26 protein-coding genes are annotated in these 24152 nt (G+C 64.3%); 16 read left to right on the top strand and 10 right to left on the bottom strand.

Annotated elements, in window-relative coordinates; translation table 11 throughout:
- Positions 1-2: 2 nt before the first annotated feature.
- Genes ACTJK6_RS18135 through fliE form a run of 7 tightly spaced genes read right to left on the bottom strand, consistent with a single transcriptional unit; the run spans position 3 to position 5925 of the window.
- The gene (locus ACTJK6_RS18135; protein ID WP_440839744.1) at positions 3-845 is read right to left on the bottom strand and encodes a phytanoyl-CoA dioxygenase family protein; all 843 of its coding nucleotides are present in this window, start codon (positions 843-845) and stop codon (positions 3-5) included.
- Positions 830-1981 (bottom strand): DegT/DnrJ/EryC1/StrS family aminotransferase, encoded by a 1152-nt coding sequence (locus ACTJK6_RS18130; protein WP_440839743.1) that lies wholly within the window; start codon positions 1979-1981, stop codon positions 830-832. The genes ACTJK6_RS18135 and ACTJK6_RS18130 overlap by 16 nt, the downstream gene beginning before the upstream one ends.
- Positions 1978-2571, bottom strand: a complete 594-nt coding sequence (rfbC, locus tag ACTJK6_RS18125) for a dTDP-4-dehydrorhamnose 3,5-epimerase (RefSeq protein ID WP_232039053.1) — start codon at positions 2569-2571, stop codon at positions 1978-1980. Before rfbC ends, ACTJK6_RS18130 begins: the two co-directional genes overlap by 4 nt.
- Complete coding sequence (gene rfbG / locus ACTJK6_RS18120) at positions 2568-3674, bottom strand: CDP-glucose 4,6-dehydratase (protein ID WP_440839742.1); 1107 nt, start codon at positions 3672-3674, stop codon at positions 2568-2570. The genes rfbC and rfbG overlap by 4 nt, the downstream gene beginning before the upstream one ends.
- On the bottom strand, positions 3659-4432 hold the full coding sequence (rfbF, locus tag ACTJK6_RS18115; protein WP_440818089.1) for a glucose-1-phosphate cytidylyltransferase: 774 nt from the start codon (positions 4430-4432) through the stop codon (positions 3659-3661). The genes rfbG and rfbF overlap by 16 nt, the downstream gene beginning before the upstream one ends.
- A gap of 10 nt (positions 4433-4442) precedes the next feature.
- Positions 4443-5552, bottom strand: coding sequence for a glycosyltransferase family 2 protein (locus tag ACTJK6_RS18110; protein ID WP_232039055.1), 1110 nt, complete (start codon positions 5550-5552; stop codon positions 4443-4445).
- A gap of 34 nt (positions 5553-5586) precedes the next feature.
- Entirely contained in the window at positions 5587-5925 is a 339-nt protein-coding gene (gene fliE, locus ACTJK6_RS18105; RefSeq protein WP_260803294.1) for a flagellar hook-basal body complex protein FliE, read from the bottom strand.
- Between the two features lie 281 nt (positions 5926-6206).
- On the opposite strand from fliE, the gene fliF reads away from it, so the two are divergent.
- From fliF to ACTJK6_RS18075, 6 genes are all read left to right on the top strand, one after another.
- Positions 6207-8042, top strand: a complete 1836-nt coding sequence (gene fliF / locus ACTJK6_RS18100; RefSeq protein ID WP_440839741.1) for a flagellar basal-body MS-ring/collar protein FliF — start codon at positions 6207-6209, stop codon at positions 8040-8042.
- The gene (gene fliG / locus ACTJK6_RS18095) at positions 8039-9031 is read left to right on the top strand and encodes a flagellar motor switch protein FliG (RefSeq protein ID WP_027679900.1); all 993 of its coding nucleotides are present in this window, start codon (positions 8039-8041) and stop codon (positions 9029-9031) included. Before fliF ends, fliG begins: the two co-directional genes overlap by 4 nt.
- Positions 9032-9066: 35 nt before the next feature.
- The gene (gene fliH, locus ACTJK6_RS18090; protein WP_260803292.1) at positions 9067-9804 is read left to right on the top strand and encodes a flagellar assembly protein FliH; all 738 of its coding nucleotides are present in this window, start codon (positions 9067-9069) and stop codon (positions 9802-9804) included.
- A complete protein-coding gene (gene fliI, locus ACTJK6_RS18085) occupies positions 9794-11230 on the top strand; it encodes a flagellar protein export ATPase FliI (protein ID WP_316871873.1) in 1437 nt (478 codons plus the stop codon). The genes fliH and fliI overlap by 11 nt, the downstream gene beginning before the upstream one ends.
- Positions 11231-11338: 108 nt before the next feature.
- Positions 11339-11803, top strand: a complete 465-nt coding sequence (fliJ, locus tag ACTJK6_RS18080; protein ID WP_065855816.1) for a flagellar export protein FliJ — start codon at positions 11339-11341, stop codon at positions 11801-11803.
- Between the two features lie 38 nt (positions 11804-11841).
- On the top strand, positions 11842-13416 hold the full coding sequence (locus ACTJK6_RS18075) for a flagellar hook-length control protein FliK (protein ID WP_440840044.1): 1575 nt from the start codon (positions 11842-11844) through the stop codon (positions 13414-13416).
- Between the two features lie 352 nt (positions 13417-13768).
- Here the strand turns inward: ACTJK6_RS18075 and ACTJK6_RS18070 are convergent, their stop codons facing one another.
- Positions 13769-14746, bottom strand: a complete 978-nt coding sequence (locus tag ACTJK6_RS18070) for a DedA family protein/thiosulfate sulfurtransferase GlpE (RefSeq protein WP_232039060.1) — start codon at positions 14744-14746, stop codon at positions 13769-13771.
- A gap of 158 nt (positions 14747-14904) precedes the next feature.
- Here ACTJK6_RS18070 and ACTJK6_RS18065 point away from each other — a divergent pair, with 158 nt between their 5' ends.
- Positions 14905-15450, top strand: coding sequence for a GNAT family N-acetyltransferase (locus ACTJK6_RS18065; RefSeq protein WP_392397771.1), 546 nt, complete (start codon positions 14905-14907; stop codon positions 15448-15450).
- 127 nt (positions 15451-15577) lie between these two features.
- Here ACTJK6_RS18065 and ACTJK6_RS18060 read toward each other — a convergent pair whose 3' ends face one another.
- Positions 15578-15718, bottom strand: a complete 141-nt coding sequence (locus tag ACTJK6_RS18060; RefSeq protein ID WP_260803291.1) for a hypothetical protein — start codon at positions 15716-15718, stop codon at positions 15578-15580.
- 340 nt (positions 15719-16058) lie between these two features.
- Entirely contained in the window at positions 16059-16844 is a 786-nt protein-coding gene (locus ACTJK6_RS18055) for a S24 family peptidase (protein ID WP_260803290.1), read from the bottom strand.
- A gap of 176 nt (positions 16845-17020) precedes the next feature.
- Between ACTJK6_RS18055 and ACTJK6_RS18050 the strand changes: the two genes are divergently transcribed.
- The 9 genes from ACTJK6_RS18050 (at position 17021) to ACTJK6_RS18010 (ending at position 24151) form a co-directional block, all read left to right on the top strand.
- Positions 17021-17308, top strand: a complete 288-nt coding sequence (locus ACTJK6_RS18050) for a hypothetical protein (protein WP_260803289.1) — start codon at positions 17021-17023, stop codon at positions 17306-17308.
- A 117-nt stretch (positions 17309-17425) separates the two neighbouring features.
- Entirely contained in the window at positions 17426-17869 is a 444-nt protein-coding gene (locus ACTJK6_RS18045; protein WP_260803288.1) for a hypothetical protein, read from the top strand.
- 347 nt (positions 17870-18216) lie between these two features.
- Positions 18217-19053: a hypothetical protein gene (locus ACTJK6_RS18040; RefSeq protein ID WP_260803287.1), complete on the top strand. Its 837-nt coding sequence runs from the start codon at positions 18217-18219 to the stop codon at positions 19051-19053.
- A 123-nt stretch (positions 19054-19176) separates the two neighbouring features.
- Positions 19177-20709, top strand: a complete 1533-nt coding sequence (locus ACTJK6_RS18035) for a phage tail protein (RefSeq protein WP_440839740.1) — start codon at positions 19177-19179, stop codon at positions 20707-20709.
- Between the two features lie 84 nt (positions 20710-20793).
- Positions 20794-21225, top strand: a complete 432-nt coding sequence (locus ACTJK6_RS18030) for a hypothetical protein (protein ID WP_440839739.1) — start codon at positions 20794-20796, stop codon at positions 21223-21225.
- Positions 21225-21584 (top strand): hypothetical protein, encoded by a 360-nt coding sequence (locus ACTJK6_RS18025; protein ID WP_260803284.1) that lies wholly within the window; start codon positions 21225-21227, stop codon positions 21582-21584. Before ACTJK6_RS18030 ends, ACTJK6_RS18025 begins: the two co-directional genes overlap by 1 nt.
- A gap of 32 nt (positions 21585-21616) precedes the next feature.
- Positions 21617-21751, top strand: coding sequence for a hypothetical protein (locus ACTJK6_RS18020; protein WP_260803557.1), 135 nt, complete (start codon positions 21617-21619; stop codon positions 21749-21751).
- Positions 21748-22152 (top strand): hypothetical protein, encoded by a 405-nt coding sequence (locus tag ACTJK6_RS18015; protein WP_260803283.1) that lies wholly within the window; start codon positions 21748-21750, stop codon positions 22150-22152. The genes ACTJK6_RS18020 and ACTJK6_RS18015 overlap by 4 nt, the downstream gene beginning before the upstream one ends.
- A gap of 34 nt (positions 22153-22186) precedes the next feature.
- A complete protein-coding gene (locus ACTJK6_RS18010; RefSeq protein ID WP_440839738.1) occupies positions 22187-24151 on the top strand; it encodes a phage tail tape measure protein in 1965 nt (654 codons plus the stop codon).
- Position 24152: the final 1 nt, after the last annotated feature.

The following is a 24152-nucleotide window of genomic DNA, read 5'->3' as shown; positions in this document are numbered from 1 at the left end:
GGTCAGGCTTCCACGGAGAGTTCTGGGTGGACGGTACGGAAGTCGACGCCGTTGGCGTACGAGCCCTTCCAGCCGTGCGAGCGCCCGGTCGGCTCGCAAAAATTGAAGTAGCGGAACTGCATCGACCAGCGCGATCGCTGGCTCGTGTTGTGGCCCGAGGCGTGCAGCACCAGGAAGTCTACCATCACCAGATCGCCCGGCTTGGTCAACGGCTGCACGTGCGGATAGCGCGCGAGGTAGCTCGCCTCGTCCTTGATCAGCAATGCGTAGGCGCCTTGCTTGCCGGCGTTGTCCGGGTCGGCGCTGAAGACGGGCAGCGGTCCTTCGACGTGCGAGCCCGGGCAGAACTCCACGGGCCCGATCTCGGGCGTGATGTCGACGAGCGGGCTCCAGAACACCACGCCGTCCAGGCTGCGCAACTGGGCCGGATACTCCTGATGCCAGTTGGCGCGAAATTTCTCTTCGCGCGGGTTGTCGATGCGGATGCCGGAGCCCGCGTGCGCAATGCCCGGCAGCGCGCCGGGGCGCACTTGGCGAACGAGCTGCTCATGGCGCTCGTCGCCCAGCAGGCGGACAAACGCGGGGATCTGCTTGACGGCGTCGTACACCTCCGCGCCATATTTGCGATTGGCCTTGATGACGGCCTGATAACCGTCGTCGAACCGCTCCGGCGCAAACGGTGCGCGCTCGATGTCGAGACTGTATTTGTCGATCACCAGACCGATGATGTCGTAGATGGCGCGCTGAATCGGCTCGACCTGCGACGGCGCATAGAAGTCGCGCAGGATCAGCAGGCCATCGCGCCGGAAGGTCTCGATCTGATCGGGGCTCAGGATGCCAGGCATGTCAGCGTCTCCTGATGGGCCTTCACGAGATCGAGCACCACGTTGCACACCGTCTCGATGTTCTCGCTCGACATGTCGTGGTACGAGGGCAAGTTGATGGCGCGCTCGGCAATCGCGTAGCTGTTGGGCGCCTTGTGGCGCCCGGTGGCCTCGGACGTGCCGAACAACTCCGTCTGGCTTAGCGGATAGAAGAACACGCGCGCATCGATGCCGCAGCGCGAGAACGCGGCCAGCAGCCCGTCGCGCGTAATGCCCAGCGCTTCGTCAAACACGACGGTGGGCATCCAGTAGCTGTTGAGCGTGCCGGGTGCCTCGGGGTTGAGCGCCAAGCCGGCAACGCCGCCAAGGTGCGCCTGATATTCGGCAAAGATCTCGCGCTTGCGCGCCACCAGCGCGTCGATACGCTCAAGCTGCGCGCAGCCGATCGCGGCCTGCACGTTGGAAATCCGGTACTTGAAGCCGATGAAGTCGGACCAGAACTGCTTGCCGCCCGGCACGCGGCCGTGGTTGTTCAGCGTCATCACGCGGTCGTACAGCGCGCGGTCGTTGGTGACGAACATGCCGCCTTCGCCCGTCGTCATGGTCTTGGTGCCATGGAACGAGAACGTGCCGAAGATGCCTTGCGCACCCGTTGCATGCCCGTGCCAGCGCGAGCCCACAGCCTCGGCTGCGTCTTCGATGACAGGAATGCCGTGGCGCTTGCCGATATCCAGCAGGCGGTCCATCTCGCACAGGTTGCCGTAGAGGTGCGTGGCGATGATGGCTTTCGTGCGCGGCGTGATGGCGGCTTCCACGAGCGCCGGGTCCAGGCACCACGTGTCCGGCAGGATGTCGACAAACACGGGCGTGGCGCCCACGTAAGTGATGGGCGACGCCGTGGCGATCCAGTTCGTGTCGGCCAGGATCACCTCATCGCCGGCGCCGATGCCGAGCGCGGCCAGGCCCATGTGCATGGCACCGGTGCAGCTTGAGGTCGCAATGGCGTACTGCGTGCCGACAAACTCGGCAAACTGCTTTTCGAAGCGGTTGATGTAGGCGTAGCACTGGTCGCCCCAGCCGTTGCGTGCGGCGTCGGTGGCGTATTCGACTTCCAGCTCGGTGATCGACGGCTTGGAGTACAGAATCTTCTGGGTCATGGCTGTTCCTGCAGTTCAGGATTCTGGGCACGCAACGTGATGCCCGCAAATGCGTCGGTCAGCGGCGGATGGTTGCGGTCCCGGTCGGAGCATTCGGTAATGTCGAGCGGCCAGGCAATGCCCAGGCGGCTGTCGGTCGGGTTAAGGCCGTCTTCAGCGGCTTGCGCGTACGGCGTCGAGGTCAGATACAGCAGCTCGCAATCGTCTTCCAGCGCCTGGAAGCCGTGGGCAAAGCCGCGCGGCACCAGCAGGCTGTTGTGGCGTTCGGCGGATAACTCCACCGCATGCCATTGCAGGAACGTTGGTGAGCCAGCACGCAGGTCAACGGCCACGTCGAACACGCGACCGCGCACGCAACTCACCAGCTTGATCTCGGCATGTGGCGGGTATTGAAAATGCAGCCCACGCACGGTGCCGCGCTTGGCGGAATACGAGTGATTGATTTGCGCGATCGGGCTGTCAAAGCCGGCGGCGGCAAGTTCATCTGCGCAGAAGAAGCGCGTGAAGTAACCGCGATGGTCACCGATGACCTTGCGGCTGATTTCAACCACGCCGTCCAGCGGTGTCGGTTGGATGCTGAAGCGGCTCATGCGGCGCTCCTGGGTGTGGCAGCAGATGCGGCAGCGGTGAAGCGGTCGATCTGTTGGTCGCACAGCGCGCGCGCATCCGCGGTTCTTTCATGCAGATGCCGGTACCACGCGGCGGTTTGTTCCAGCGCGGTCTCGAACGGCCACGCCGTCTGCCAGCCTAGTTGCTGGCGTGCCCGGCTGGCGTCGAGATGCAGCATGCCGGCCTCGTGCTTGCCGGTGGCGGCATTGGCGTCCAGTTGCCAGATCAGTGCGGGCCAATGTTGCTGCAAGCCTTGCAAGACCTGTTCGACCGTGCGCGTGGCGGCGCTGTCCGGGCCGAAGTTCCAGGCGGTTGCGCACGCGGCGTCGCCGGCCAACAGCCGTTGCGCGAGCACCAGGTACCCATGCAGGCAGTCCAGAACGTGCTGCCACGGCCGCGTGGCGTGCGGTGAGCGGATCACCAGCGGCGTACCGGCACGCATCGCGCGCTCGACATCGGGGATGAGCCGGTCTTCCGACCAGTCGCCGCCGCCGATCACATTGCCTGCGCGGCCGGTGGCCAGCAACGGGCCGTTGGCGAAGAAGGCGCGCCGGTAGCTTGCGGCCACCAGTTCGGCGCAGGCCTTGGAGGCGCTGTACGGGTCATGGCCGCCGAGTGCATCTGTCTCGCGGTAGCCCCAGGCCCACTCGCGGTTGTCGTAGCACTTGTCGGTGGTGGCGACCACGATGGCGGACAGGTTCGTGCAGCCGCGCGCGGCCTCCAGCACGTTCACGGTGCCCATTACGTTGGTGGCGTAGGTGCCGACTGGGTCGTTGTACGACGCGCGCACCAGCGGTTGCGCGGCCAGGTGAAAGACGACGTCGGGTCGCGCCGCGGTCATGGCGGCACGCAAGGCATCCGCGTCACGGATATCGCCGAGCGTATGGCCGGCCAAGGCGGATTTCACCTCGGCCAGCGTAAAGAGATTGGGGTGCGTTTCGGGCGCCAGGCTGTAGCCGGTCACCTCGGCGCCAAGCTGGCGCAGCCACAGTGCCAGCCAGCTGCCCTTGAAGCCGGTGTGCCCGGTCAGGAAGACGCGCTTGCCGGCCCACGCACGCGGGTCGAGCGTCACCACTTTTTCCACGGTGCACTCCCCGCTTGCCAAAGGGCTTCCAGACTGTTCTTGTCGCGCAGCGTGTCCATCGGCTGCCAGAAGCCGTGGTGCTCGAACGTGTTCAGTTCGCCCATCTCGGCTAGGCGCGTCATGGGCGCGCCTTCCCACGGCGTGTCTTCGCTCGCGATGTATTCGATGACCGACGGATTGAGCACGAAGAAGCCGCCGTTGATCCAGCTGCCGCCGTCGCCGGGCGGCTTTTCGGTAAAGCCGGTCACGCGGGCGCCGTCGCGCTGGAGCATGCCGTAGCGGCCCGGCGGCTGCACGGCCGTCACGGTCGCCATCTTGCCGTGTTCGCGGTGGAAGGCGATCTTGCTCGTGATGTCGATGTCGGACACGCCGTCGCCGTAGGTGAAGCAGAACGGCTCGTTCGGGTCCAGGTAGGCGGCCACGCGCTTCAGGCGCCCGCCGGTCTGCGATTGCTCGCCGGTGTCGACCAGCGTGACGCGCCAGGGCTCGGCGTGGCGCTCATGCACGGTCACTTCGTTCTTCGACATATCGAACGTCACGTCCGACATGTGCAGGAAGTAGTTGGCGAAGTACTCCTTGATGACGTAGCCCTTGTAGCCGAGGCAGATGATGAAGTCGTTGATGCCGTGGGCGGCATAGATCTTCATGATGTGCCACAGGATCGGGCGGCCACCAATTTCGATCATCGGCTTGGGCCGCAGGTGCGATTCCTCGCTGATGCGTGTGCCGAGGCCCCCGGCCAGGATCACTGTCTTCATGATTGCGTACTCATGCGGCGGCGACTGCGCTGCGTTCCTGCATCTGCCGCGCGAGGTCGGAATATTGGTTCGACTTGATGGCCAGTGTGTCGGCCAGGGCGCGGTAGGTCAGCGCCAGGTACTTTGCGGCGGCAAAGCTGCCGCGCCCGAACACGGCAGCGTCCAGCTTGGGCTGCTCGCCAATCTCCAGGCACTTCAGGAAGGCGTTTTCCGCCATCGGCAGCCATTGCTTTTCTGCCTCGGCCGGGTGCTTGGCGGCGGCTTCAAACATCAGGTGGCCGAGCAGGTAGAAGTAGTCGGGCGAGCCCGACCATTCGTCCATCCACTCGCCGGCCAGGGTGATGGCCTCGTCGAGTTGTCCGGTCTGGCTCAGGCACGCCAGCAGGCAGATACACAGGTCGTGCCGATAGGGCGACTGCTTGGGTGCCGTCGCCACGGCGCGGCGGTAATACTCGGCGGCCTGGGCTGCATCGCCCTGGTTGATCTGGAAATCCTTGCCGAGCTGGTAAAGCACGTACGGATCGTCCGGACGCGCGGCCAGCTCTAGCTGCAGCAGGGTGTGGTTGCGCCCGCGCTTCTTGTCGAGCTTGACGTCTAGGTAGCCGTCGTGGCCAATCACCAGCGGCAGGCGAACCCGTTGCAGGTCGGCATCGGGTTGCTCGTGGATGCGGCCCTTGTAGCGCACGCCGCGCGGCAGCAAGCGCGCAATCCAGCTGTTGGATTGCTCCACCTTGCCCGAGACTTCAAACCCGCTGCGGATGCACACCACGCCCAGCAACGGGCCGAAGGTGCAGGCGTCGCGCAGCTCGTCCGTGCCGGCCTCGATCCATTCGTCGGCGTCCAGCACGAGGTTCCAGTCCGCATTGGCGGCGGCCAGCGCGGCGTTGCGGGCGGCGGAAAAGTCATCCACCCACGTGAAATGGTGCACCTGCGCGCCGCACGCCTTGGCAATCGCCACGGTGTCGTCGGTCGAGCCGGTGTCCAGCACGATCATGCGGTCGACGTGCGGCTTGGCGCTCATCAGGCAGCGCTCGATGCACGCGGCCTCGTCGCGGGCGATGACGACCAGCGCAAGAGTGCTCTTGGCGAGCTTGGCGCGGTGTTTGGCGTGTTTGGACATGCGGCGCGAAAAAAAGAAAGCGTGAAAAGTGACGTCAGATAGACATACTCATGATGCTCTGGTACGCCGAGACGAACTTGTTGCGCACCTGCACCGCGGTCTGCATGTCGATGTTGGCCTTCTGCAGCGAGAGCATCACGTCGTGCAGGTCGACGTCGTTGTTGCCCATTTCGAAGCTGCGCGAGACGGATTCGGCCTTCTGCTGCGACGCATCCACCCGGTCCAGCGACGACTTGAGCACCGCGCCGAAGTCGACGCTGACCTTGGCGTCATCGCCCGAACCGACGCCCGCCCCAATGCCACCCACCGTCTTCGACGGCGCCAGCACGCTGTTCATCAGCGAAACCACTGAATTGGCGTTCGTAATATCCATGTGAAGACAACTCCTCTTTGCTTGTATTGCTTGCGGCGCCGCCGTTTAGCTGCCTGGGCCGGCTTTCTGGGGTGTTTCCCGTCCCGGCCGGTTGGTCGCTATGGCGCCACGGTGATGCAAAGGTAGCCGCCAGGCCGCCGTTCCCAAGCGCCCAAAAGAACGGGAAAAGGCCCTCTTCTTGCCGATTTGCTTGCGCGCCCACTGCCGATAATGGCAACCACGGAGCCATGCCCAGACATTGGGTGAGCGCTCAAGCAACGTAGTCAGTCAGGAGATTTGGGATGCCAACGACAGCCGATTCGGTTGCTGTCGCCGACACGCTCGGTACGGTGGATATGCCGGCGGTGGGCCAGGGCGCGATGACGCGCCAGAAAGCGGGAGGTGCAGGTGCGCTGGGCGCCCTGGGCCCGCTCGGCCGTCTGTCGCCGCGCCTGCTGATGATGATCGGCGGTGCCGCACTGGTGGCCGTCATTGCCGCCGCGATGCTGTGGAGCCGCGCTCCGGACTATCGCGTCCTGTACAGCAATGTGTCCGACAGCGACGGCGGGGCGATCATCGCTGCGCTGCAACAAATGAACGTGCCGTACCGCTTTGCCGAAGGCGGCACCGCCATCATGGTGCCCGAGGCGAGCGTGCATGAAGCGCGTCTGAAGCTTGCTTCGCAAGGCCTGCCCAAGGGCGGCCAGGCCGGCTTCGAGCTGATGGAGAACCAGAAATTCGGCACCAGCCAGTTTGCCGAACAAGTCAATTACCAGCGCGCCCTGGAAGGCGAGCTGGCCCGCACCATCCAGGCCATGCAGGAGGTGCAATCCGCCCGCGTGCATCTGGCCATGACCAAGCCGTCGGTGTTCGTGCGCGAACAGGCCAAGCCCAGCGCCTCGGTGCTGCTCAAGCTGTATCCGGGCCGCATGATCGACCGCTCGCAGGTGCAGGCGATTGGCCACCTGGTGTCGAGCAGCGTGCCGAACCTGCCGCTGGCCAACGTGACGGTGGTCGACCAATCCGGCCGCCTGCTGTCGTCGTCGTTCCAGGACAACGCCTCGGGCCTTGACCCGACGCAGCTGAGCTACGTGCGCGACGTCGAGCAGGGCTACATTAAGCGCATCGAAGCCATCCTCGGCCCCGTGGTGGGCGAAGACAACGTACGCGCGCAGGTGACGGCCGACGTCGATCTGGACAACACCGAGCAGATGGCCGAGACGTACCGTCCGAACCAGGACCCGGCCAACGCAGCCGTGCGTAGCACGCACACCGCTGAAGCCACGCAGAACAAGGCCGACGCCCAGGGTGGCGTGCCCGGCGCGCTGTCCAACCAACCGCCGACCGCGCCGCGCATGCTGCCGACCGCACCGGCGCCGGCCTCGGCGTCGCAACCGGCTGCAACGGGCCCGAACGGCCAACCGCAACAAGCAGCGGCTGCCAACACGAGCGGCACCGCAACCAGCGGTAACTCGTCGAGCACCCGCGACACGACGACCAACTACGAAGTCGACAAGACCGTGCGCCGCACCCGCGCCGCAGTGGGCACCGTGCGCCGCCTGTCGGTGGCCGTGGTCGTCAACTACCGTGGCGACGGCAAGACCTGGAAGCCGTTGTCGGAAGCCGAGATGGCCAACCTCAACGCGCTGGTCAAGGATGCCGTGGGCTTTGACGCCAAGCGCGGCGACTCCGTGAACGTGGTCAACAGCCAGTTCTCGGGCACGCTGCCGATGGCCAAGGACGACCTGCCGCTGTGGAAGCAGCCGGAGATGATCCAGTACGCCATCCAGGCCGCCAAGTATCTGGCGCTGGCCATCGGCTTCCTTATCCTGGTGTTTGCGGTGATCCGTCCGGCGATCCGCTCGATGGGCAAGAAGGACGACGCGGCCACGCCCACCTTCGTCGGCCGCGAAGGCGAAGATCCGAACGCGCCGATCATCACCGGTGCCGCGGCTTCGGCCGGGCCGGAGCTGGAAGGGCCGGGAACTGCCGGCACCGATTCCGAAGAGCTGCCGGACGCGCTGCCGCAACTCAAGAACAACGACTTCGAGAAGAAGCTCGAGACCATGCGCCGCGTGGCGCAGAGCAACCCGCGCGCCGTCGCGGCCGTCATCAAACAATGGGTGAGTAACGAATGAGCGCCGAAGGACTCCAACGCAGCGCCATCCTCATGATGTCGCTGGGCGAAAGCGAAGCCGCCGAAGTGCTCAAGCACCTCGGCCCGCGCGAAGTGCAGAAGCTGGGCGCGACCATGGCCGCGCTGAAGAACGTGTCGCGCGAGCGTGTGCTCGACGCCTTTGACGCGTTCTTTGTGGAAGCCGAAGACCTGCCGCTGGACGTGGATTCGAACGAGTACATCCGCACCGTCTTCCGCAAGGCACTGGGCGATGACCGCGCCGCCAACATCATCGACCGCATCCTATCGGGCGGTGACACCAGCGGCATCGAAGGCCTGAAGTGGATGGATGCATCGTCGGTGGCGGAACTGATCCGTAACGAGCACCCGCAGATCATCGCCACGATCCTGGTCCACCTGGATCGTGATCAGGCTTCGGAAATCCTGACCTATTTCACCGAGCGCCTGCGCAACGACACCATCCTGCGTATCGCCACGCTCGACGGCATTCAGCCCAGCGCCCTGCGCGAGCTGAACGACGTGCTGACCAAGCTGCTGCAAGGCAACGACCACCGCAAGAAGAACGCGATGGGCGGCGTGCTCACGGCTGCGGAAATCCTCAACCTGGTGCCGAGCGCCGTGGAAAGCTCCGTCATCGAAGGCGTGCGCTCGCGCGATCCGGAACTGGCCGATGCCATCGTCGAGAAGATGTTCGTGTTCGACAACCTGATCGATCTGGATGGCCGTGCGCTGCAGACGCTGCTGCGCGAGATCAGCCAGGACGTTCTGGTGGTGGCCCTCAAGGGCGCCAAGCAGGAGTTCCGCGACAAGGTGTTCGCCAACATGTCGCAGCGTGCCGGCACGATGCTCAAGGAAGAGCTGGAAGTGCTGGGGCCCGTCAAGGTGTCGGAAGTCGAAGCGCAGCAGAAGGAAATCCTGGTCGTTGCGCGCCGCCTGGCCGACGAAGGCGAGATCACCATCGGCCGCAAGGCGGAGGACGCCTATGTCTGACCGCGCTGGCCGCATTGTTTTGATGGGGCGCTGAGATGCCGCGTCCTCCGATCATCCCGCGCGACACATTGCTCGAATACCAGGCGTGGGAGCCGACCGACTTCCGGCGGCAGGCCGCAGAGGCTGCTGCTGCAGCCGCGCCGCCGCCTCCGCCGCCTGAGCCCGAAGAACCGCCCATTTCCGAAGAGGAATGGCAGGCCGCGCTGGACGCCGAGCTTGCCACCGCCCGCGACGAAGGCCGCCGCGATGGTTTCGCGCAAGGCTTTCAGGATGGCTTTGAACAAGGCCGCCGCCAGGGCGAGGAAGATTCCAAGCACATCGCCACGCTCATGCAGTCCGTGCGCGAGGCGATCGACCAACTGAACGGCAGCGTTGCCGAAGAGCTGGTGGATCTGGCGCTGCAACTCGCGCAGCAGTTTCTGCGCGGCGCGCTGCATGCCCAGCCCGAACGCATCCTGCCGATGATTCGCGAAGTACTGGGCGACGCGCCGACCGCACCGGCACCGGCCATGCTGCGCGTGCACGCCGATGATGCCGAATTGATCCGTCAGACGCTGGGCACCGAGCTGGCCGCGGCCGGCTGGACGCTCATCGTCGATGCCGCCATCGAGCGCGGCGGCTGCCGTGTGCAGACCCGCTTTGGCGAAACCGATGCCACGCTGCAAACCCGCTGGGCCGAACTGACCCGCGCGCTGGGCCGCGATACCGCATGGCTTGCCAGCGAACGCTCTGAAGCCGAGCGCGTGGCAGGAGGAGCACTCCATGTCGCCTGAGACCGTGCAGCCCGCCGCCAACAACCCGAACGTGCGCGTTTGGCAAACCCACCTGCAGCAGACTGCGCAGCGTGCGCGTCTGGCGCGCCCGGTGGTGACGTGCGGCAAGCTCACGCGCGTGGCCGGCCTGGTCATGGAAGCCGTTGGCCTGAAGCTGCCGGTGGGCAGCGCTTGCCGCGTAGAACTCCCGCACGGCCGCCACGTGCTGGCCGAAGTGGTGGGCTTTGCCGAAGAGCGTGCCTTCCTGATGCCGCAAACGGATCTGGTGGGCGTGGTGCCCGGCGCGCGCGTGTTCCCGATGGAGCCGCAACGCCTGCCGGTGTCGAGCGAAGACGGCGCCGACCCGACGATTTCGCACAGCAAGTTCTTGCCCGTGGGTCCGCGCCTGCTGGGCCGTGTGGTGGACGCCAACGGCGAGCCGCTCGATGGCAAGGGGCCGCTGGGCGCGCACGAAGACCTGGCCTGGGGCACGTTGAACCCCGCACCGCTGAACCCGCTCAAGCGCAAGCCGATCGAGCATGTGCTGGACGTGGGCGTGCGTGCCATCAATGGTCTGCTGACTGTTGGCCAAGGCCAGCGTCTGGGCCTGTTTGCCGGCTCCGGCGTGGGCAAGAGCGTGCTGCTGGGCATGATGGCCCGCTACACGCAGGCCGACGTGGTGGTGGTGGGCCTGATCGGCGAGCGCGGCCGCGAAGTGAAGGAATTCATCGACGAGATTCTTGGCGACGAAGGCTTGGCACGCTCGGCCGTGGTGGCTGCGCCTGCCGACACCTCGCCGCTGATGCGCCTGCAGGGTGCCGCTTACGCCCACACCATTGCCGAATACTTCCGCGACCGCGGCTGCAACGTGCTGCTGATCGTCGATTCGCTCACGCGTTATGCGATGGCGCAGCGCGAGATCGCCCTGGCCATCGGCGAGCCGCCGGCCACCAAGGGCTATCCGCCCTCGGCGTTTGCCAAGCTGCCCGCGCTGGTTGAGCGTGCCGGCAACGGCATGGTGGATGCCAACGGCCGCGGCGGCTCCATCACGGCGTTCTACACGGTGCTGGCCGAAGGCGATGACCAGCAGGACCCGATTGCCGATGCGGCGCGCGCCATTCTGGACGGCCACTTCGTGCTCTCGCGCAAGCTGGCGGAGCAGGGCCACTACCCGGCCATCGATATCGAACAGTCGATCAGCCGCGTGATGTCGGCCATCGTGCCGCGCGAGCAGCTCGACACGGCGCGCCGCTTCAAGCAGCTCTACGCCCGCTATCAGCGCAACCGCGACCTGATTGCCGTAGGCGCCTACGCACGTGGCAGCGACCCGGTGACCGACCAGGCCATCGCGCGCTACCCCGACATGGAAGCATTCCTGCAGCAAGGCATGTTCGAGAACGAAAGCCGCGAGCACACGCTGCAGAAGATGCAGGGAGTGCTGGCGTGATGTGCCCGCTTGACACTGTGAAGCCGCAAGCGTTGCGCAAACCGGAGGCTAAAGCTGCCGGGTTTGCGTCCGATGGGTTGATGTAACGGGAAGCTGGAGGGTCGACCGATGACCACCATGAACAAGCCGTTCCGCCTCGAAACCGTGCTGGAACTGGCCCAGAAGGACACCGAGAAAGCCACGCAGGAAGTCGGCCGCCTGATGAACACGCGCGAGGCTGCCACGCAAAAGCTGGCGCTGCTGTCCGACTACCGCAACAACTACCACCAGCAGATGCTGAGCAGCGCCGAAGGCGGCATGGACGTGACGCGCCTGCGCAACTACGCGGCTTTTATCGACCGCCTGGGCAATGCCGTGCACCAGCAGAAGGGCACCATCAATGCGCTGGAGCAGCAGCTCGCAATGAGCCGTGCCAACTGGCTGGAAAAGCAGCGCCGCGAACAGTCGTTCGACATCCTGCGCCAGCGCCACATTGAAGAGCAGCGCCTGGACGAAGAACGCCGAGCCCAGCGCGACAACGACGAACACGCCGCCAAGGTGATCCGCATGCGTGCGGCGCAGGGCGGTAATTGAAGACGAACGCGAACACGCAGTCGCAAGATGGAGTCAACGTGGGCTTGAGTGCCACCCCCAACACCGCCGCCAAGGACCTGGGCGCCATGCTGTCGGCCGGCAATACTGCCGCCGCAGACAAGACGCAGGCTTCTTCGTCGGGCACCGATACCTTCGGCAACCTGTTGTCCGACCGCCTGGCTCAGGACGCCGCGCGCCGTCGCGCCGATGCGCAATCCACCGCCGACGATGCCAGCCGCCGAGCCGACATCGCCCGCAAGGATGTCGCACGCACCGGCGCCGCGCGCAACGATCAGGATGCGAAACCGGCCGATGCCAACACGCCGGAACAGGCCATCACCACGCCGGCCAGCACCGCCGATACGGCCAGCGCCAAGCCGGCGCAGCCTGCCAACGCCAAGGATCTCGATACCGCTGCGCAACAGGCGGTGGTCGATCCGGCCGCACAACTGGCTGCGCAGATCGAGGCCGCTCGCCAGGCTGCGCAGCAGGCCGCAGCCACGCAACTGCCGCTTGCCCAGCCCGCAGCTCAATCAAATACCAACGCCGACACAGACGCGACGACGCAGGCTGCTGGCAAATCGTCCACAAATGACGCCGCCGCACTGGCTGCCGCAACTGCGGCTGCCAACGGGACGCAGGGCGCCGCAGATCCGGCCGCGACGGCACAGGTTGGCCAAGCCGGACTGCCTGCCGCCAAGGACGCCAAAGCCAACGCCGCAAACACGCCGACGCCGCCTGCCACCGCACTGCCTGACAGCGGCACGCTGGCCCAGGCCATGGCCCGCACGCGCGCCGTTGCCGACAACACGCCGGCCACCGTGCGTCAGCTCGGCTGCACGTCGGCTGCAAAAGGCGCCGATGTCGACCGGGGCCTGCCGCGTCGCAGCGATTTGAGCGCACACAACGCCACCGCGCAAACGCCTGCCGCCGCCGTGACCGATGCCACCAGCCACGCCAGCAATGGCGGTAACACGGGCAATTCGGATAACGCCGGCACGCAAGCCAATGCGCAGGGCAACGGTGCGCAGTTCCAGGGCGTGCTGTCGCGCGCCAATGGCGACGCGGGCATGGCCGCACCGACCTTTGCGGTGGGCGGCGCCAACGCAGGCGCGGCGGCAGGGGCATCGATCACGCCACAGCAAGTGCACACGCTGCCCACCTTTGGCGATGCCGCATGGCCGCAAAGCATGGCCAGCCAGCTTGCCTTCATGCAGGTACATCGCCAATCGTCAGCCGAGCTGCAGTTGAACCCGGCCGAGCTGGGGGGCATGCACGTCAAGCTGGAGGTGGACAACGGCGCCGTCAACGCGAGCTTTGTCTGCCAGCACCAAGCCGTGGCCGAACTCGTGCAGGACGCCATGCCGCGCCTGCGCGACGCCATGCAGCAAGGCGGGATGCAGCTTGCGCAAACGTCTGTCAGCACGGGCGACTTCAGCCAGCAGCAGAGTGCATCGCAAGGCTCGTCGGCGCAAAACCAAGGTGGCGGTTCAGGCAACGGTGGCAGCGGCAGCCGGTATGGCAGCAGCGGCTCGCAAGACCGCGCCGATACGCTGACGGTGGCGCCGCGCCGGGTTTCCAGCCACGAAGGCGTGATTGATACATTCGCCTGACGATTGCGGACGGCGCCTAAAGTTTGAGGTCAGCCGGCCGTTAGTACGCACGAGTGCCATGCAAAAATGGCCAGCCGCAAGGCAACGAAAGAAGGACGGGAAATAACAATGCGAGCACGCCGCGCACAGGTTTGGCGCGGCAGCGTTGCAAATGAATAACAAGGGGGTCAAGTCCGACTGGCGAAGAAGGGATCAAACGGGGATCATTTCGCCACATCCGTCTTCGGGCGGATGCACACGGACCGATGCGGGGTGTCCGAGCCGGGGGGCTGGCGCACCGCATGTTTGCCGTACTTACGGGAGAGCGCACCGCGAGGTGCGCTTTTTGTTTTTGTGCGCCAGCGGGAAAGCCTCAGGCGCCCGCTTCCGCCGTTGCCAATGTGGCGGGCGTGACCGACACCACGTGCTCCACACCATAGCCGCGCGCCACCCATGCATCGATCCCGCCATGCAGCGGACGCACGCGCTTGAAGCCGCGCCCCATCAGCGTGCGCGCCAGCATCACGGCAGACGCCTCGTTGGGGCAGGCGCAGTAGATGATGATCTCGCGGTCGGGGCCATCGATCTCGATCGCGCGGTGGCTGGCGGACATGTCGTACAGCATTGCCCCCGGAATGCGCTGCGGCTGCAGCATGCGCGAGCTGTCGGCGCGCACGTCGATGATGACGGGAGCCGCGCCCGATTCGATCAGTGCGTGCAGCTCATCGGGCGAGATGCGTGCCATCTCCAGCATCTTGCGAAAGCGCCAACGCTGCAGCCAACGTGCAGCCACATACACCGCCGCCAGCAACGCGATCAGCAGTATGGCGCGCGTGCCGAGCTGGTCGAGCTGGCGCAGCGCCTGGTCGATGCTGTCATGCGCCACGCGGCCCAGCATCAACCAGAGCGTTGCCCAAACTGCGGAGCCCACCAGGTTGTACAGCGCAAACGTGCTGAACGGCGTGCGCATTGTTCCCAGTAGCGCAGAGGATACGGTCGACAAACCCGGAACGAATTTCGCAATGAGCAGCATCGGCGCGCCCCAGCGCTCGAACTGTGTGCGCGTGCGCCGCACGCACGAATCGGGCGACAGGGACACACGGCACAGCAGTGCCATGACGTGCCGGCCATAGCGCTTGCCTGCGAAGTACCACAGGCCGTCGCCCAGCAGCGCGCCGGACACGGCGGCGGGCGCCAGCTCCATCAGGTAGAGCGGTCCATGGAACGTAAGCGCACCGGCCACCAGCAGCGTTGGCACGGCCGGCAGCGGCGCACCGGCTTGCGTCAGCAGCACATTGAGGAATACGGCAAACGCGCCGTATTCGGCGATCAGGGGAAACAGGTCGTGCATGGCAGGAAGGGCGCGGCGGGCGGGGGCGAAAGCGTCTGCCAAGTTACCGCATTCCGGCGCCGCCCGATAGCCATGTCACCGGAATGCGCTCGGCGATCTGCGGTTCGAGTGAAATTGGCGTGACAATGAGCACTTCATACCGCTTCTGAATTGCCGCCATGTCTTCTGCAATGCCCATCGACGCCGCTACCGTGGACGAATCTGGTGCCATCGCTATTCGCGCAGCTACCGTAGCGGATTTGCCGACCATCGTCGGCATCTACGCACATCATGTGCGTACTGGCACCGCCAGCTTTGAGATCGACGCTCCCGATCTGGCCGAGATGACGCGCCGCTTTCACGCATTGCAGGATGCCGGCATGCCCTACGTTGTGGCCGAAGCGGGTGGCGCGTTGCTCGGCTACGCGTATGCCGGCCCGCATCGTGCGCGGCCTGCGTATCGCCATACGGTGGAAGATTCCATTTATCTTGATACTGCTGCGCAGGGCCGGGGCGTGGGGACGTTGCTGCTGGAGGCGCTGATACGCGAATGCCAGGCGCGGGGTTTCAAGCAGATGGTGGCCGTGGTGGGCGGCGGCCGTGAGAACCCGGGGTCAGCCAAGTTGCACGCGCGCTGCGGGTTTCGCGAGGTGGGCGTGCTGGAGGCGGTGGGCTACAAGTTTGGACGCTGGCTGGATTGTCTGCTGATGCAGCGGGCCCTGTGAGGTGAGAGCAGGGTCGCCGAGTCGCACGGCCGGTAGGCACCATGCCTTGCGGGTCGCTTCAAGAATACGGTCGAGTGTTTCGGTTTCAGTCATTCAGTTTGCGATAGGTTGGTTGAGCGCTGCGCGTTCAGTAAGTGATGCGCACGAGCAAGGCCAGATACATCGCGCCGCCGGCGAACAGCCCCATGACGATGACGAGCAGCCAGTCGACGAAGGCCGTGTGCCCGCTGGCCACGGGCGGTGGGTCTGCATGCGGTACGTGCTTCATGAGGGTCTCGGTGTCAGAGCAGTTGCCCTAGCCCGCGCAGCACTGCGCCAAGCAGCGCCAGCACGATCACCAGATCGATCTGCCGGTTGCGCATCCATGCGCGACGCCGGAGGTGGTGGTTCACGCTGCCAGGGGCCATGCCCCATGTTTGTTGGTGGCTGTGCCGACCATCATGCCCCCTCCTGGCGACCTTGTCTCGAACGTGTCGCACACCGATATTTTAGATATTTCTAATTTTATGTCAAGAAATGTCTACTTTTCTCGATTAGAACGTTGCGGCGTGGCACGAAAAAACCCGCCGAAGCGGGTTTGCATGTTGAGAACTGGGGGGCTGGAAGGCTCAAAAATCGCCCATGCCAGACCGGTACTTGACGCGACCGACGATGTCGATGTGTTCGAGCTGGTCCGGCGTCACGATGAATGGGTCGTGCTTCTCCTTGTTGTCGCTGACCACCCGGATGGAGCCGTCAGGCAAGCGAAACAGTCGCTTCACCAGCATCTCGCCGCAATACACCAGGGCAAACACGCCGCCGCCCGTGGGGATGCGCCGATCCGCCTTATCGACGACCACCGTGTCGTCATCAAACAGGCGCGGCTCCATGCTGTCGCCGCGCACTTTCACCGCCACGAGGTGCTTGGGGCTGGCGTCCAGCCGGCGGACGTAATCGGCCTGGAACGGCAGCGGTTCCTTCTCTTCAACGTGCCACGTTTCGCGTCCGTTGCCGGCAGATAGCGCCACGTCGACATGCGTGATCAAGATGGTGGTCTCGGCCGGCAGTTCGTCCAGGCTGTTGTACGTCGTGATGGGGCGCGCGGGAAAGCCCTTGCTGTGCGCCGATGCGCCAGCACTCGTGCGGACGATGTCCCCCGCGCTGCCGCCGGCGGCCTGCGCGGCGGCATCGGAGAAGGGTGTGTCCATCACGCGGTCGGCAAACCCCAGCTTCTTCTCAAGACGTCGCGCGGCGATGTCGCCGATGCTGCGTCCATCCTGATAGGTGCGCGACAGGAACTGCGCCACCTGTGAGCGCGAATACCCATACAGACGCTCGAACGCCGAGCGGTCTCCGTTGACGAGGGTCTGGATCCAGTAGGTCAGCCACTGGCGGCGGTTGTCGTAGATGTCCATGGGTCGCATTAGAGCAAGAAATTTCTAATTTGTGTATTAGAAGTGTCTTGACGCAACAGTTTAGAACAATCTAAACTTCTCTGCATCGGCTCGGCGCCCATCCACTGTGGGCGGCTCGGCCGATCGGAATCTTGTTCAATCCGCGCGCCACGCCGCGCCGACTGGAGCCTCTTCCCATGACCGCCACCCAAATTTCGATGGATGCTTTTCGACGTGACCGTGCCACGTCCACGGCCAAGCTGCAGTGCGATCGCATTGCCGACTACGTCGCCCGTAGTGGCACCGCCACGATTGCCGAGATCGCGCAGGCGCTGCGTATTGAAAAATCGAGCGTCTCTGCGCGCCGCAGTGAATTGATCGCCGCCAAGCGGCTTGAGCTCGATGAGGAACGCAAATGCGGCGTCACAGGCCGCTGGGTGCAATCGGTGCGTGCGGTGCCTGCGCAGGTGCGCGTTTTCCAATAGGCGCATGCATCGTCGTGTTCTCGCGCTGTCCGGAGTGTGCAAGGCGACGGCGCGAGGGCCAAGTGATGCAGCCCGATATCGGCATCAACGAGCAATGAACATACGAGGACAAGGGACATGGGAATCGAAGACCGTCTGGAGAACTGGAGTCGCGTCGTGCGCGACCCTAGCTGGCAACCGCAGTACTGCGCTTCGTGGGCACGCCTGGCCGTCGCCATGCGCGATGCAGAAAGCGGCGCGCCGCAGGCCATTGTCAGCATCGACGTGAACGACGGCTGGCTGGTGGAGCATGCTTGGCAAAAAATCGCCGACCCCGTAGCCAAGCGGCTATTGCAGTATCACTACGTGCATCGCATGCCGGCAGAGATGGTGTGCCGCATTCTTGTGCGCAAGTACGGCGCGTCGCCGCACACGCTCAAGCACTGGAAGGTCCGGCTTGCAAAGGCGCAGTCGATCATGTCGCACGTCATCGATTCGGAGGTCGCCCGTGTGCAGATGACGAAGGCCGTGCGTGCAGCGGCTGCTGCTGCGACTGTGACTGCGGCTCCGTTGGCTGCCTGAAATTTTTTTTCGGAATTTTTTCTTCAGCCCACTTGCACGGTTTATATCCCCTTCGTATTCTGTTTCCCAGATGTTCGATTGCCCTCGCGGCGTAACCGGTTCAGACCGAGACATGCACCCCACTGGGGTGCATTGACTTACCCAGACGAAGCGCAGACATCGCGAAGAAAAGCCCGCCACCCAGCGGGCTTTTTTGTTTCTCGGCTTCGCTCGCTGACGTATTCGCACGCAATACATGCCTCGATGTCGCTGCACGGTGAGGAACCGAGCGCGGCTGTCTCAATCCTGGATGCAACTCACTCGATCGATCACGCATTGCAGCGCGCATCGATGAAGGCACTTGTCCTATGGCAGATCTCTCCGATGTTTCCAACGCACTCGTCACGCTGATCACTGGCGTGGTCTATCCGAACGGAACCAGCCAGCCATCGATCACGGGCAATCCGGTGGTGGTCTACAGCGGCTGGCCCAACATGACGCAACTGAAGACTGACCTGCAAGCCAACAAGGCACACGTGTCGATCTTTCCGACCACGAGTCATCAAAGGCACGCAAACACCGCGTTCTCCGATTGGACCGTCGCCACACCGCCAGCAAACACACTTGCCTTGAGCGTGACCGCCCAGACCGTCATGGTGAACGGTACCGTCAGCACGCCGCAGAACGTTGTGCTGTTGGTGGATGGCCGCGCATATGCCTACGCCGTGCAGGCGAGTGATACACCGGCCAGCATTGCGACGGCGCTGGCTACGCTGGTTGCTGTTGACCGACCTGCAACGGCTGCTGATTCGTCGATCACCATTCCGAATGCGACATACATCTCGGCGCGCGTGGGCGGCATCGGTACGGTACAGCGCGAGACGCGCCGGCAAGAGCGCACGTTCCTTATCTCGGCTTGGGCGAATGGTGCTGCGCCCCGCGACCTCATCGCGGGTAAGGTCGATGCAGTGCTCTCGGGCATCGTGCGATTGACGTTGCCGGACCAGGGCGCCGCGCTGCGCTATAAGCGCGGCCATCAATACGACGACCTGACCAATGGCATCTACCGGCGTGACCTGCGCTATGCCGTCGAGTACGCGACCATCGTGACCGATACGGCGTACCAGATTGCGACGGGCGTAGAGAACGTGACCGCTGGCGCGGCGATGGACGGGCAGTTTCCTGTTCGAACACTCGTGCAGTAGCGCAGCCGTAGCCGTATTGCGGTCGAAGTCACCCCACCGTGCCGCCCGTTTTAACTAGGGCGGTTTTTTTTTATGTCCGGCCGCCTTTGTGCGGCCTTTTGCTTTTCTCACTCGGAGGCACGCATGCCGATCGTCCAGCAGGGCAGCATCAATACCACTGCACTCATCGTTCCGGACCTGTACGTCCAGATTGTTCCGCCGCAGGTCACCCTGCTCAACGGCGTTCCCACCAACGTGCTTGGCGTGGTCGGCACGGCCACCTGGGGCCCCGTCAACTCGCCGACGCTGATCGGCAATATGGCCATGTACGCGCAGACGTTCGGTGCGATCCAGAACCGCACCTACGATATGGGTACGGCCGTGGCCGTGGCGGTTCAGCAGGGCGCCAACAACTTCCGCTGTGTGCGCGTGACCGACGGCACCGACACCGCCGCCACGGTGGTCGCGCAAACCAACGGCGTGACGTTCACGGCCAAGTACACGGGTTCGCTCGGCAACACCGTCACGGTGGCGCTGACGGCCGGCTCCGCCGCCAACACGTGGAAGGTGACCGTGGCCGCTCCGACGCTGGCGCCTGAGGTGTTCGACAACATCGGTGCCGGTCAGACCGGCAATGCGTTGTGGATCGCAATTGCCAACGCCATCAACAACGGCGTGAGCGTGATGCGCGGCGCGTCGCAAATCATCACTGCCACCGCAGGCGCGAGCACCACCGCACCGACGGCCGCCACGCTGCAACTGGCGGGCGGTACGGACGGCGCGGCCACCATCACCGGCGCCGTGCTGCTCGGTCAGGATACCGTGCCGCGTAAGGGCATGTACGCGCTGCGCAACCAGGGCGTGTCGATTGCCATGCTCGCCGACTGCACCGACGCAACGACCTGGCCGACCCAGGTGGCGTTCGGCCTGTCCGAAGGCATCTACATGATCGGCACAGGTCCGAGCGGCGACACCATCGCCAATGCCGTCACGGCGAAGAGCACCGCCGGCATCGATTCGTACGCCTTCAAGCTGCTGTTTGGCGATTGGGTGTATTGGCTCGATACCGTCAACGGTGTAACGCGCCTGGTGTCGCCGCAAGGCTTCGTTGCGGGCTTGCTGGCCAACCTGTCACCGCAGAGCAGCAGCCTGAACAAGCAGATCTACGGCGTGGTGGGCACGCAGAAGACGTTCGCCAACCAGAGCTACAGCTCGGCCGAGTTACAAGCCTTGATCCAGGCCGGCATCGATGTCGTGACGAATCCCGTGCCGGGCGGCGCGTACTTCGGTTGCCGGGCGGGGCACAACACCAGCTCCAACGCGCTCACGCAGGGCGACAACTACACGCGCATGACCAACTACATCGCCAGCACGATCAACGCCGGCATGGGCAAGTATGTCGGCCAGCTGCAGTCGGCCACGGTGCGCGCGCAGGCCGCAGCCACGCTGTCGAACTTCCTCAGCTCGATGGAGCAGCAAGGAATGATCGGCGCGGTCAATGGCGGCCCGGCGTTCTCCGTGCAGATCGATGCCAACAACAATCCGATGAATCGCGTTGCGCTGGGCTACATGCAGGCCGACGTGAAGGTGGTCTACCTGTCAGTCATCGAGAAGTTCCTGGTGAACGTGGAAGGCTCGCAGGCCACGGTGATCCGCACGTCGACGGCAAATCAGTAACACGCGCGTCAGGCGCTTCACCCTTCGCATATCCATCAATCTTCTCGCCCCGCATGACGTGGGGCTTTTCTTTTGGAGAACGTTATGCCGATTCAAGGCTACTCCGTGGGCCGCGACTACACCCTGGTCATCCAGACCGCAGGCGGCACGCTGCAACCGAACAAGATCACCGCATTCAAGAGCAAGCAGGACGTAACCGACGTGCGCGTCAAACGCCTGGGCGGCATCACCGATCATGTGCGCTTCTTCGACGGCTGGTCGGGTTCGTTCGACGTGGAGCGCCAGGACGCGACGCTCGACAACTACTTTGCGCAGCTCGAAGCAGGCTTCTACGCGGGCCTGAACGAGGCCCCCGCGCAGATCTACGAAACGATCCAGGAGGCCAACGGCTCGGTCTCGCAGTTCCGCTATGACGGGGTGCTCATGACGCTGGCCGACGCAGGCAACCGCGCCGGCGATGCCACCATCAAGCAGTCCGTCAACTTCGTGGCTTCGCGCCGCATCAAGGTGTCCTGATGACCAACGTGACGATCACTCCCTCCGAACAGATCATCAAGGCCGCCGCGAAAGAGCAGGTGGTCGACGATGCATTGGGCCGCAAGATCACGCTGCGCAAACCGAGCCCGCTGGCGAACCTCGACTTTGCCAAGGCCGCGGGCGGCAGTGAGTTGAACATGCTGTACCTGGCCGAGGTTGCGCATCTGAAGTTCGTCTGCGCCATTGACGGTGAACCGGTGCCGACGCCCGCCTCGGAAGCCCAGTTGCGTGCGCTGTATCAACGCCTGGGCGAAGAGGGCAACGAGGCCGCGCAGCGCGGTGTGGCGGCCAGCTTCATCAACGTTGCCACGTCGGAGTCCGAGCTAAAAAACTCCTGACGAACGGCCCGTTTCACGAGGCAATGTGGCTCGTGCATAACGGTGTTCCGTTCGACGTGGCGTTTTCACTGGACGACACCATGCGTCAGGCGATGGCCATCAAATGCAGCGAATTCCATGGCGCGGAGTTCGACCTGAAGACGATGTCTTTCAAGGAGCGCGAATGAACCTCTCGTTGATTGAGATGTCGCGTCGCCTGACGGCGTTGGAGGCGCGGGTGCCGGAGGCGCTGTCGCAGGGGCTGGCCTCAGCCACAGCAGCAATGGAGCAGGCGGCCCGCGCCAAGGCGATGGAAAGCGCAGCAGCCGCCGGCATCACGGATGCGGCGCACGTGAATGCATTGCGCGATTCCATCGGCCGGGAAGCCAAGGGGTTGGAGGCGGCCATCGGCTCCAACGCCAACCGGGCCGTCGTCCTGGAGCTTGGCAGTGCGCAGACGCCACCGCATCCATTTTTGGGTGCGGTGGCAGACGCGCACGCGGATGCTGTGCAAAAGAGTGTGGGTGATGCGGTGACGGCGGTGCTGAAGGGCCGCCCGTTGGCTTCCGCCGCAAGCGCGCACACGTGAGATCGGTGGCCTCAACAGACGAACAAGGATTCCCATGAGCCTCGATGCTTACAAAATCGGGATACAGATTGCGTTGGTCGATAACGTGTCGCGCGGGTTGTTGGCGATCGCCGCGCAGTTCGACTCCGTCAACAAGAGTGCGGAGAAGTTGGAGACCCGGCTGGAGAGGGTTAAGAAGCTGACCGAGTTCGGCAGCGGTCTGTTCAAGGCCGGCAACGAAGCCGCCCACATGTGGGACAAGCAGGTGGATGCTGCTTCGAAGTACCACGCTGTTCTTGAACGGATCAGCCGCTTTGACGCCGGGGCTGCGGCGGCGAACGAGAAGTTCCTCAAAGGGCTCGACATCAAGGGCATGTCGCTCACCGATGTCGGTCAGCTGTTTGGCGGAGCGCAGACCATTCTGCAGAGTTCGACCCAAGCACAGGACGTGACGAAACTGCTGGCCCAGGCGCGGACGGCCTTTGGTTCGGCAACAGGTATCAAGGACGGCGCGCAACTTGACAGCATGACGCTGACCGCGCTGAAGGTTGCGCAGATGCGCGACGGCGTGATCGGCAGAGACGGCAAGATCGATACGAAGAAGGTGGAAGAGACCTTCAATATGCTCGTCAATACGGCGATGGCGAGCGGCGGCGGTGTGCTGCCCAAGGACTACCTGGAGGCCATGCAAGGCGGCAAGCTGTCTGGTGCACTGAAGCCGTCTGAGGCCGCGGTGTTTGGGCTGAAGCAGTTCATGCAAGCCAATGGCGGCACGAAGGCCGGCGTTGAGGCCATGTCGGCGCTCCAAGGCTGGGTGGCGGGGAATATGTCCGCGACCGTTGTGCATGAGCTCGAACGCGTCAAGCTGCTGGACCCCAAGGCCGTGCGTCGCGACAAGGCTGGGCACATCACCGGCGTGGATGCGACGGGCGTCAAGGACGCGGAGAGCTTCGCCAAGAATCCGCTCCAGTATTTGTTGGACGAGATCGTGCCGGCGCTGCAGAAGCGCGGATATGCCGGAGACAGTCTCAACGCCAAGCTGGGCAACCTGCTCGGCATACAGGGCGAGAAGAACATCCTGGAGCAGCTTCAGCACGACAAGGAGCGAGCTGGGCTGTACCTCGCCAATGCCGGAAAAGGACCGGGCGCGGTCAAGCTTTACGAGAAGGATAACGAAGGGCTCGAAGGCAAGCTGAAGGACTACGAGGCCAAGAAGGCGAATCTCAATATCGCACTTGGCGAACATGTTTTGCCGTTGGCAATTGCCGGGTTGGAGAAATTCAATGGCTTGATTGGGGGCATCACCCACCTTGCACAGGAGTTTCCGGGCACAACGAAGGCGATCATGGCGTTCGCCACGGGACTCGCTTTCCTACACAAGGTCAGCTCCACGCTGTCGGTGCCTTTGCCGGGCGGCGGCGGAGCGATGCGTGGCGGTGGTTTCGCACGCGGCGTAGCGCGTATGGTGAGGTCTGCAGCCACCAGCGCACTTTGGCTGGGAGCCGGTGTGGGGCGGGCAAGCCTGTCTATGGTTCGCGCGGGCGGTGGAGTGGGCCGCGGTCTGCTGAGCGCTGCAGGAACGCTGATGGAATCGCCGCTTGCGTCGAAGGCGCTGGGGGTGCTGGGGGTGCTGGGGCGAGGCAGCGGCCTCATCACCGCGGCATACGGCGGTTACAAGCTCGGTGGTTACGTTAACGACAACGTCATCAGTCCATTGATCGAGCGGGTCAGCGGAGTCAAGGGTGCGACGCTGGGCACGTTTCTGTACGACGTACTTCACGGAGACACCGTGAGGAAATTGCCAGCCACCAAGCCGGACTCCAGCCATGGCACAAGCGCGCCCAGCACCGCCGTGAAGGTCGCCGAGCCCAAGTTCGTCTACCTAAAAGGCGACGTGACCATGGACGGCCGCTCCGTTGGCCAGGTGGTCTGGAAGCAGATCGAAGGGCACCTGGCGCGCCCGCAGACTGGCTTCAGCACTTTCAATACCGGCATGCAGCTCATGCCATCCGGACTCTGAT

Origin of the sequence: Ralstonia sp. 22086 (genome assembly GCF_052045975.1) — a bacterium.
Taxonomy (GTDB): domain Bacteria; phylum Pseudomonadota; class Gammaproteobacteria; order Burkholderiales; family Burkholderiaceae; genus Ralstonia; species Ralstonia wenshanensis.
This window is presented reverse-complemented; position numbering and strand designations above follow the sequence as displayed.

What these genes read in the sequence shown, in the direction of transcription:
- ACTJK6_RS18135 (WP_440839744.1), bottom strand. Translation starts at nt 845, where the DNA reads ATGCCTGGCATCCTGAGCCCCGATCAGATCGAGACCTTCCGGCGCGAT.
- ACTJK6_RS18130 (WP_440839743.1), bottom strand. Translation starts at nt 1,981, where the DNA reads ATGACCCAGAAGATTCTGTACTCCAAGCCGTCGATCACCGAGCTGGAA.
- rfbC (WP_232039053.1), bottom strand. Translation starts at nt 2,571, where the DNA reads ATGAGCCGCTTCAGCATCCAACCGACACCGCTGGACGGCGTGGTTGAA.
- rfbF (WP_440818089.1), bottom strand. Translation starts at nt 4,432, where the DNA reads ATGAAGACAGTGATCCTGGCCGGGGGCCTCGGCACACGCATCAGCGAG.
- ACTJK6_RS18110 (WP_232039055.1), bottom strand. Translation starts at nt 5,552, where the DNA reads ATGTCCAAACACGCCAAACACCGCGCCAAGCTCGCCAAGAGCACTCTT.
- fliE (WP_260803294.1), bottom strand. Translation starts at nt 5,925, where the DNA reads ATGGATATTACGAACGCCAATTCAGTGGTTTCGCTGATGAACAGCGTG.
- fliF (WP_440839741.1), top strand. Translation starts at nt 6,207, where the DNA reads ATGCCAACGACAGCCGATTCGGTTGCTGTCGCCGACACGCTCGGTACG.
- fliG (WP_027679900.1), top strand. Translation starts at nt 8,039, where the DNA reads ATGAGCGCCGAAGGACTCCAACGCAGCGCCATCCTCATGATGTCGCTG.
- fliH (WP_260803292.1), top strand. Translation starts at nt 9,067, where the DNA reads ATGCCGCGTCCTCCGATCATCCCGCGCGACACATTGCTCGAATACCAG.
- fliI (WP_316871873.1), top strand. Translation starts at nt 9,794, where the DNA reads ATGTCGCCTGAGACCGTGCAGCCCGCCGCCAACAACCCGAACGTGCGC.
- fliJ (WP_065855816.1), top strand. Translation starts at nt 11,339, where the DNA reads ATGACCACCATGAACAAGCCGTTCCGCCTCGAAACCGTGCTGGAACTG.
- ACTJK6_RS18070 (WP_232039060.1), bottom strand. Translation starts at nt 14,746, where the DNA reads ATGCACGACCTGTTTCCCCTGATCGCCGAATACGGCGCGTTTGCCGTA.
- ACTJK6_RS18065 (WP_392397771.1), top strand. Translation starts at nt 14,905, where the DNA reads ATGTCTTCTGCAATGCCCATCGACGCCGCTACCGTGGACGAATCTGGT.
- ACTJK6_RS18060 (WP_260803291.1), bottom strand. Translation starts at nt 15,718, where the DNA reads ATGAAGCACGTACCGCATGCAGACCCACCGCCCGTGGCCAGCGGGCAC.
- ACTJK6_RS18055 (WP_260803290.1), bottom strand. Translation starts at nt 16,844, where the DNA reads ATGGACATCTACGACAACCGCCGCCAGTGGCTGACCTACTGGATCCAG.
- ACTJK6_RS18050 (WP_260803289.1), top strand. Translation starts at nt 17,021, where the DNA reads ATGACCGCCACCCAAATTTCGATGGATGCTTTTCGACGTGACCGTGCC.
- ACTJK6_RS18045 (WP_260803288.1), top strand. Translation starts at nt 17,426, where the DNA reads ATGGGAATCGAAGACCGTCTGGAGAACTGGAGTCGCGTCGTGCGCGAC.
- ACTJK6_RS18040 (WP_260803287.1), top strand. Translation starts at nt 18,217, where the DNA reads ATGGCAGATCTCTCCGATGTTTCCAACGCACTCGTCACGCTGATCACT.
- ACTJK6_RS18035 (WP_440839740.1), top strand. Translation starts at nt 19,177, where the DNA reads ATGCCGATCGTCCAGCAGGGCAGCATCAATACCACTGCACTCATCGTT.
- ACTJK6_RS18030 (WP_440839739.1), top strand. Translation starts at nt 20,794, where the DNA reads ATGCCGATTCAAGGCTACTCCGTGGGCCGCGACTACACCCTGGTCATC.
- ACTJK6_RS18025 (WP_260803284.1), top strand. Translation starts at nt 21,225, where the DNA reads ATGACCAACGTGACGATCACTCCCTCCGAACAGATCATCAAGGCCGCC.
- ACTJK6_RS18015 (WP_260803283.1), top strand. Translation starts at nt 21,748, where the DNA reads ATGAACCTCTCGTTGATTGAGATGTCGCGTCGCCTGACGGCGTTGGAG.
- ACTJK6_RS18010 (WP_440839738.1), top strand. Translation starts at nt 22,187, where the DNA reads ATGAGCCTCGATGCTTACAAAATCGGGATACAGATTGCGTTGGTCGAT.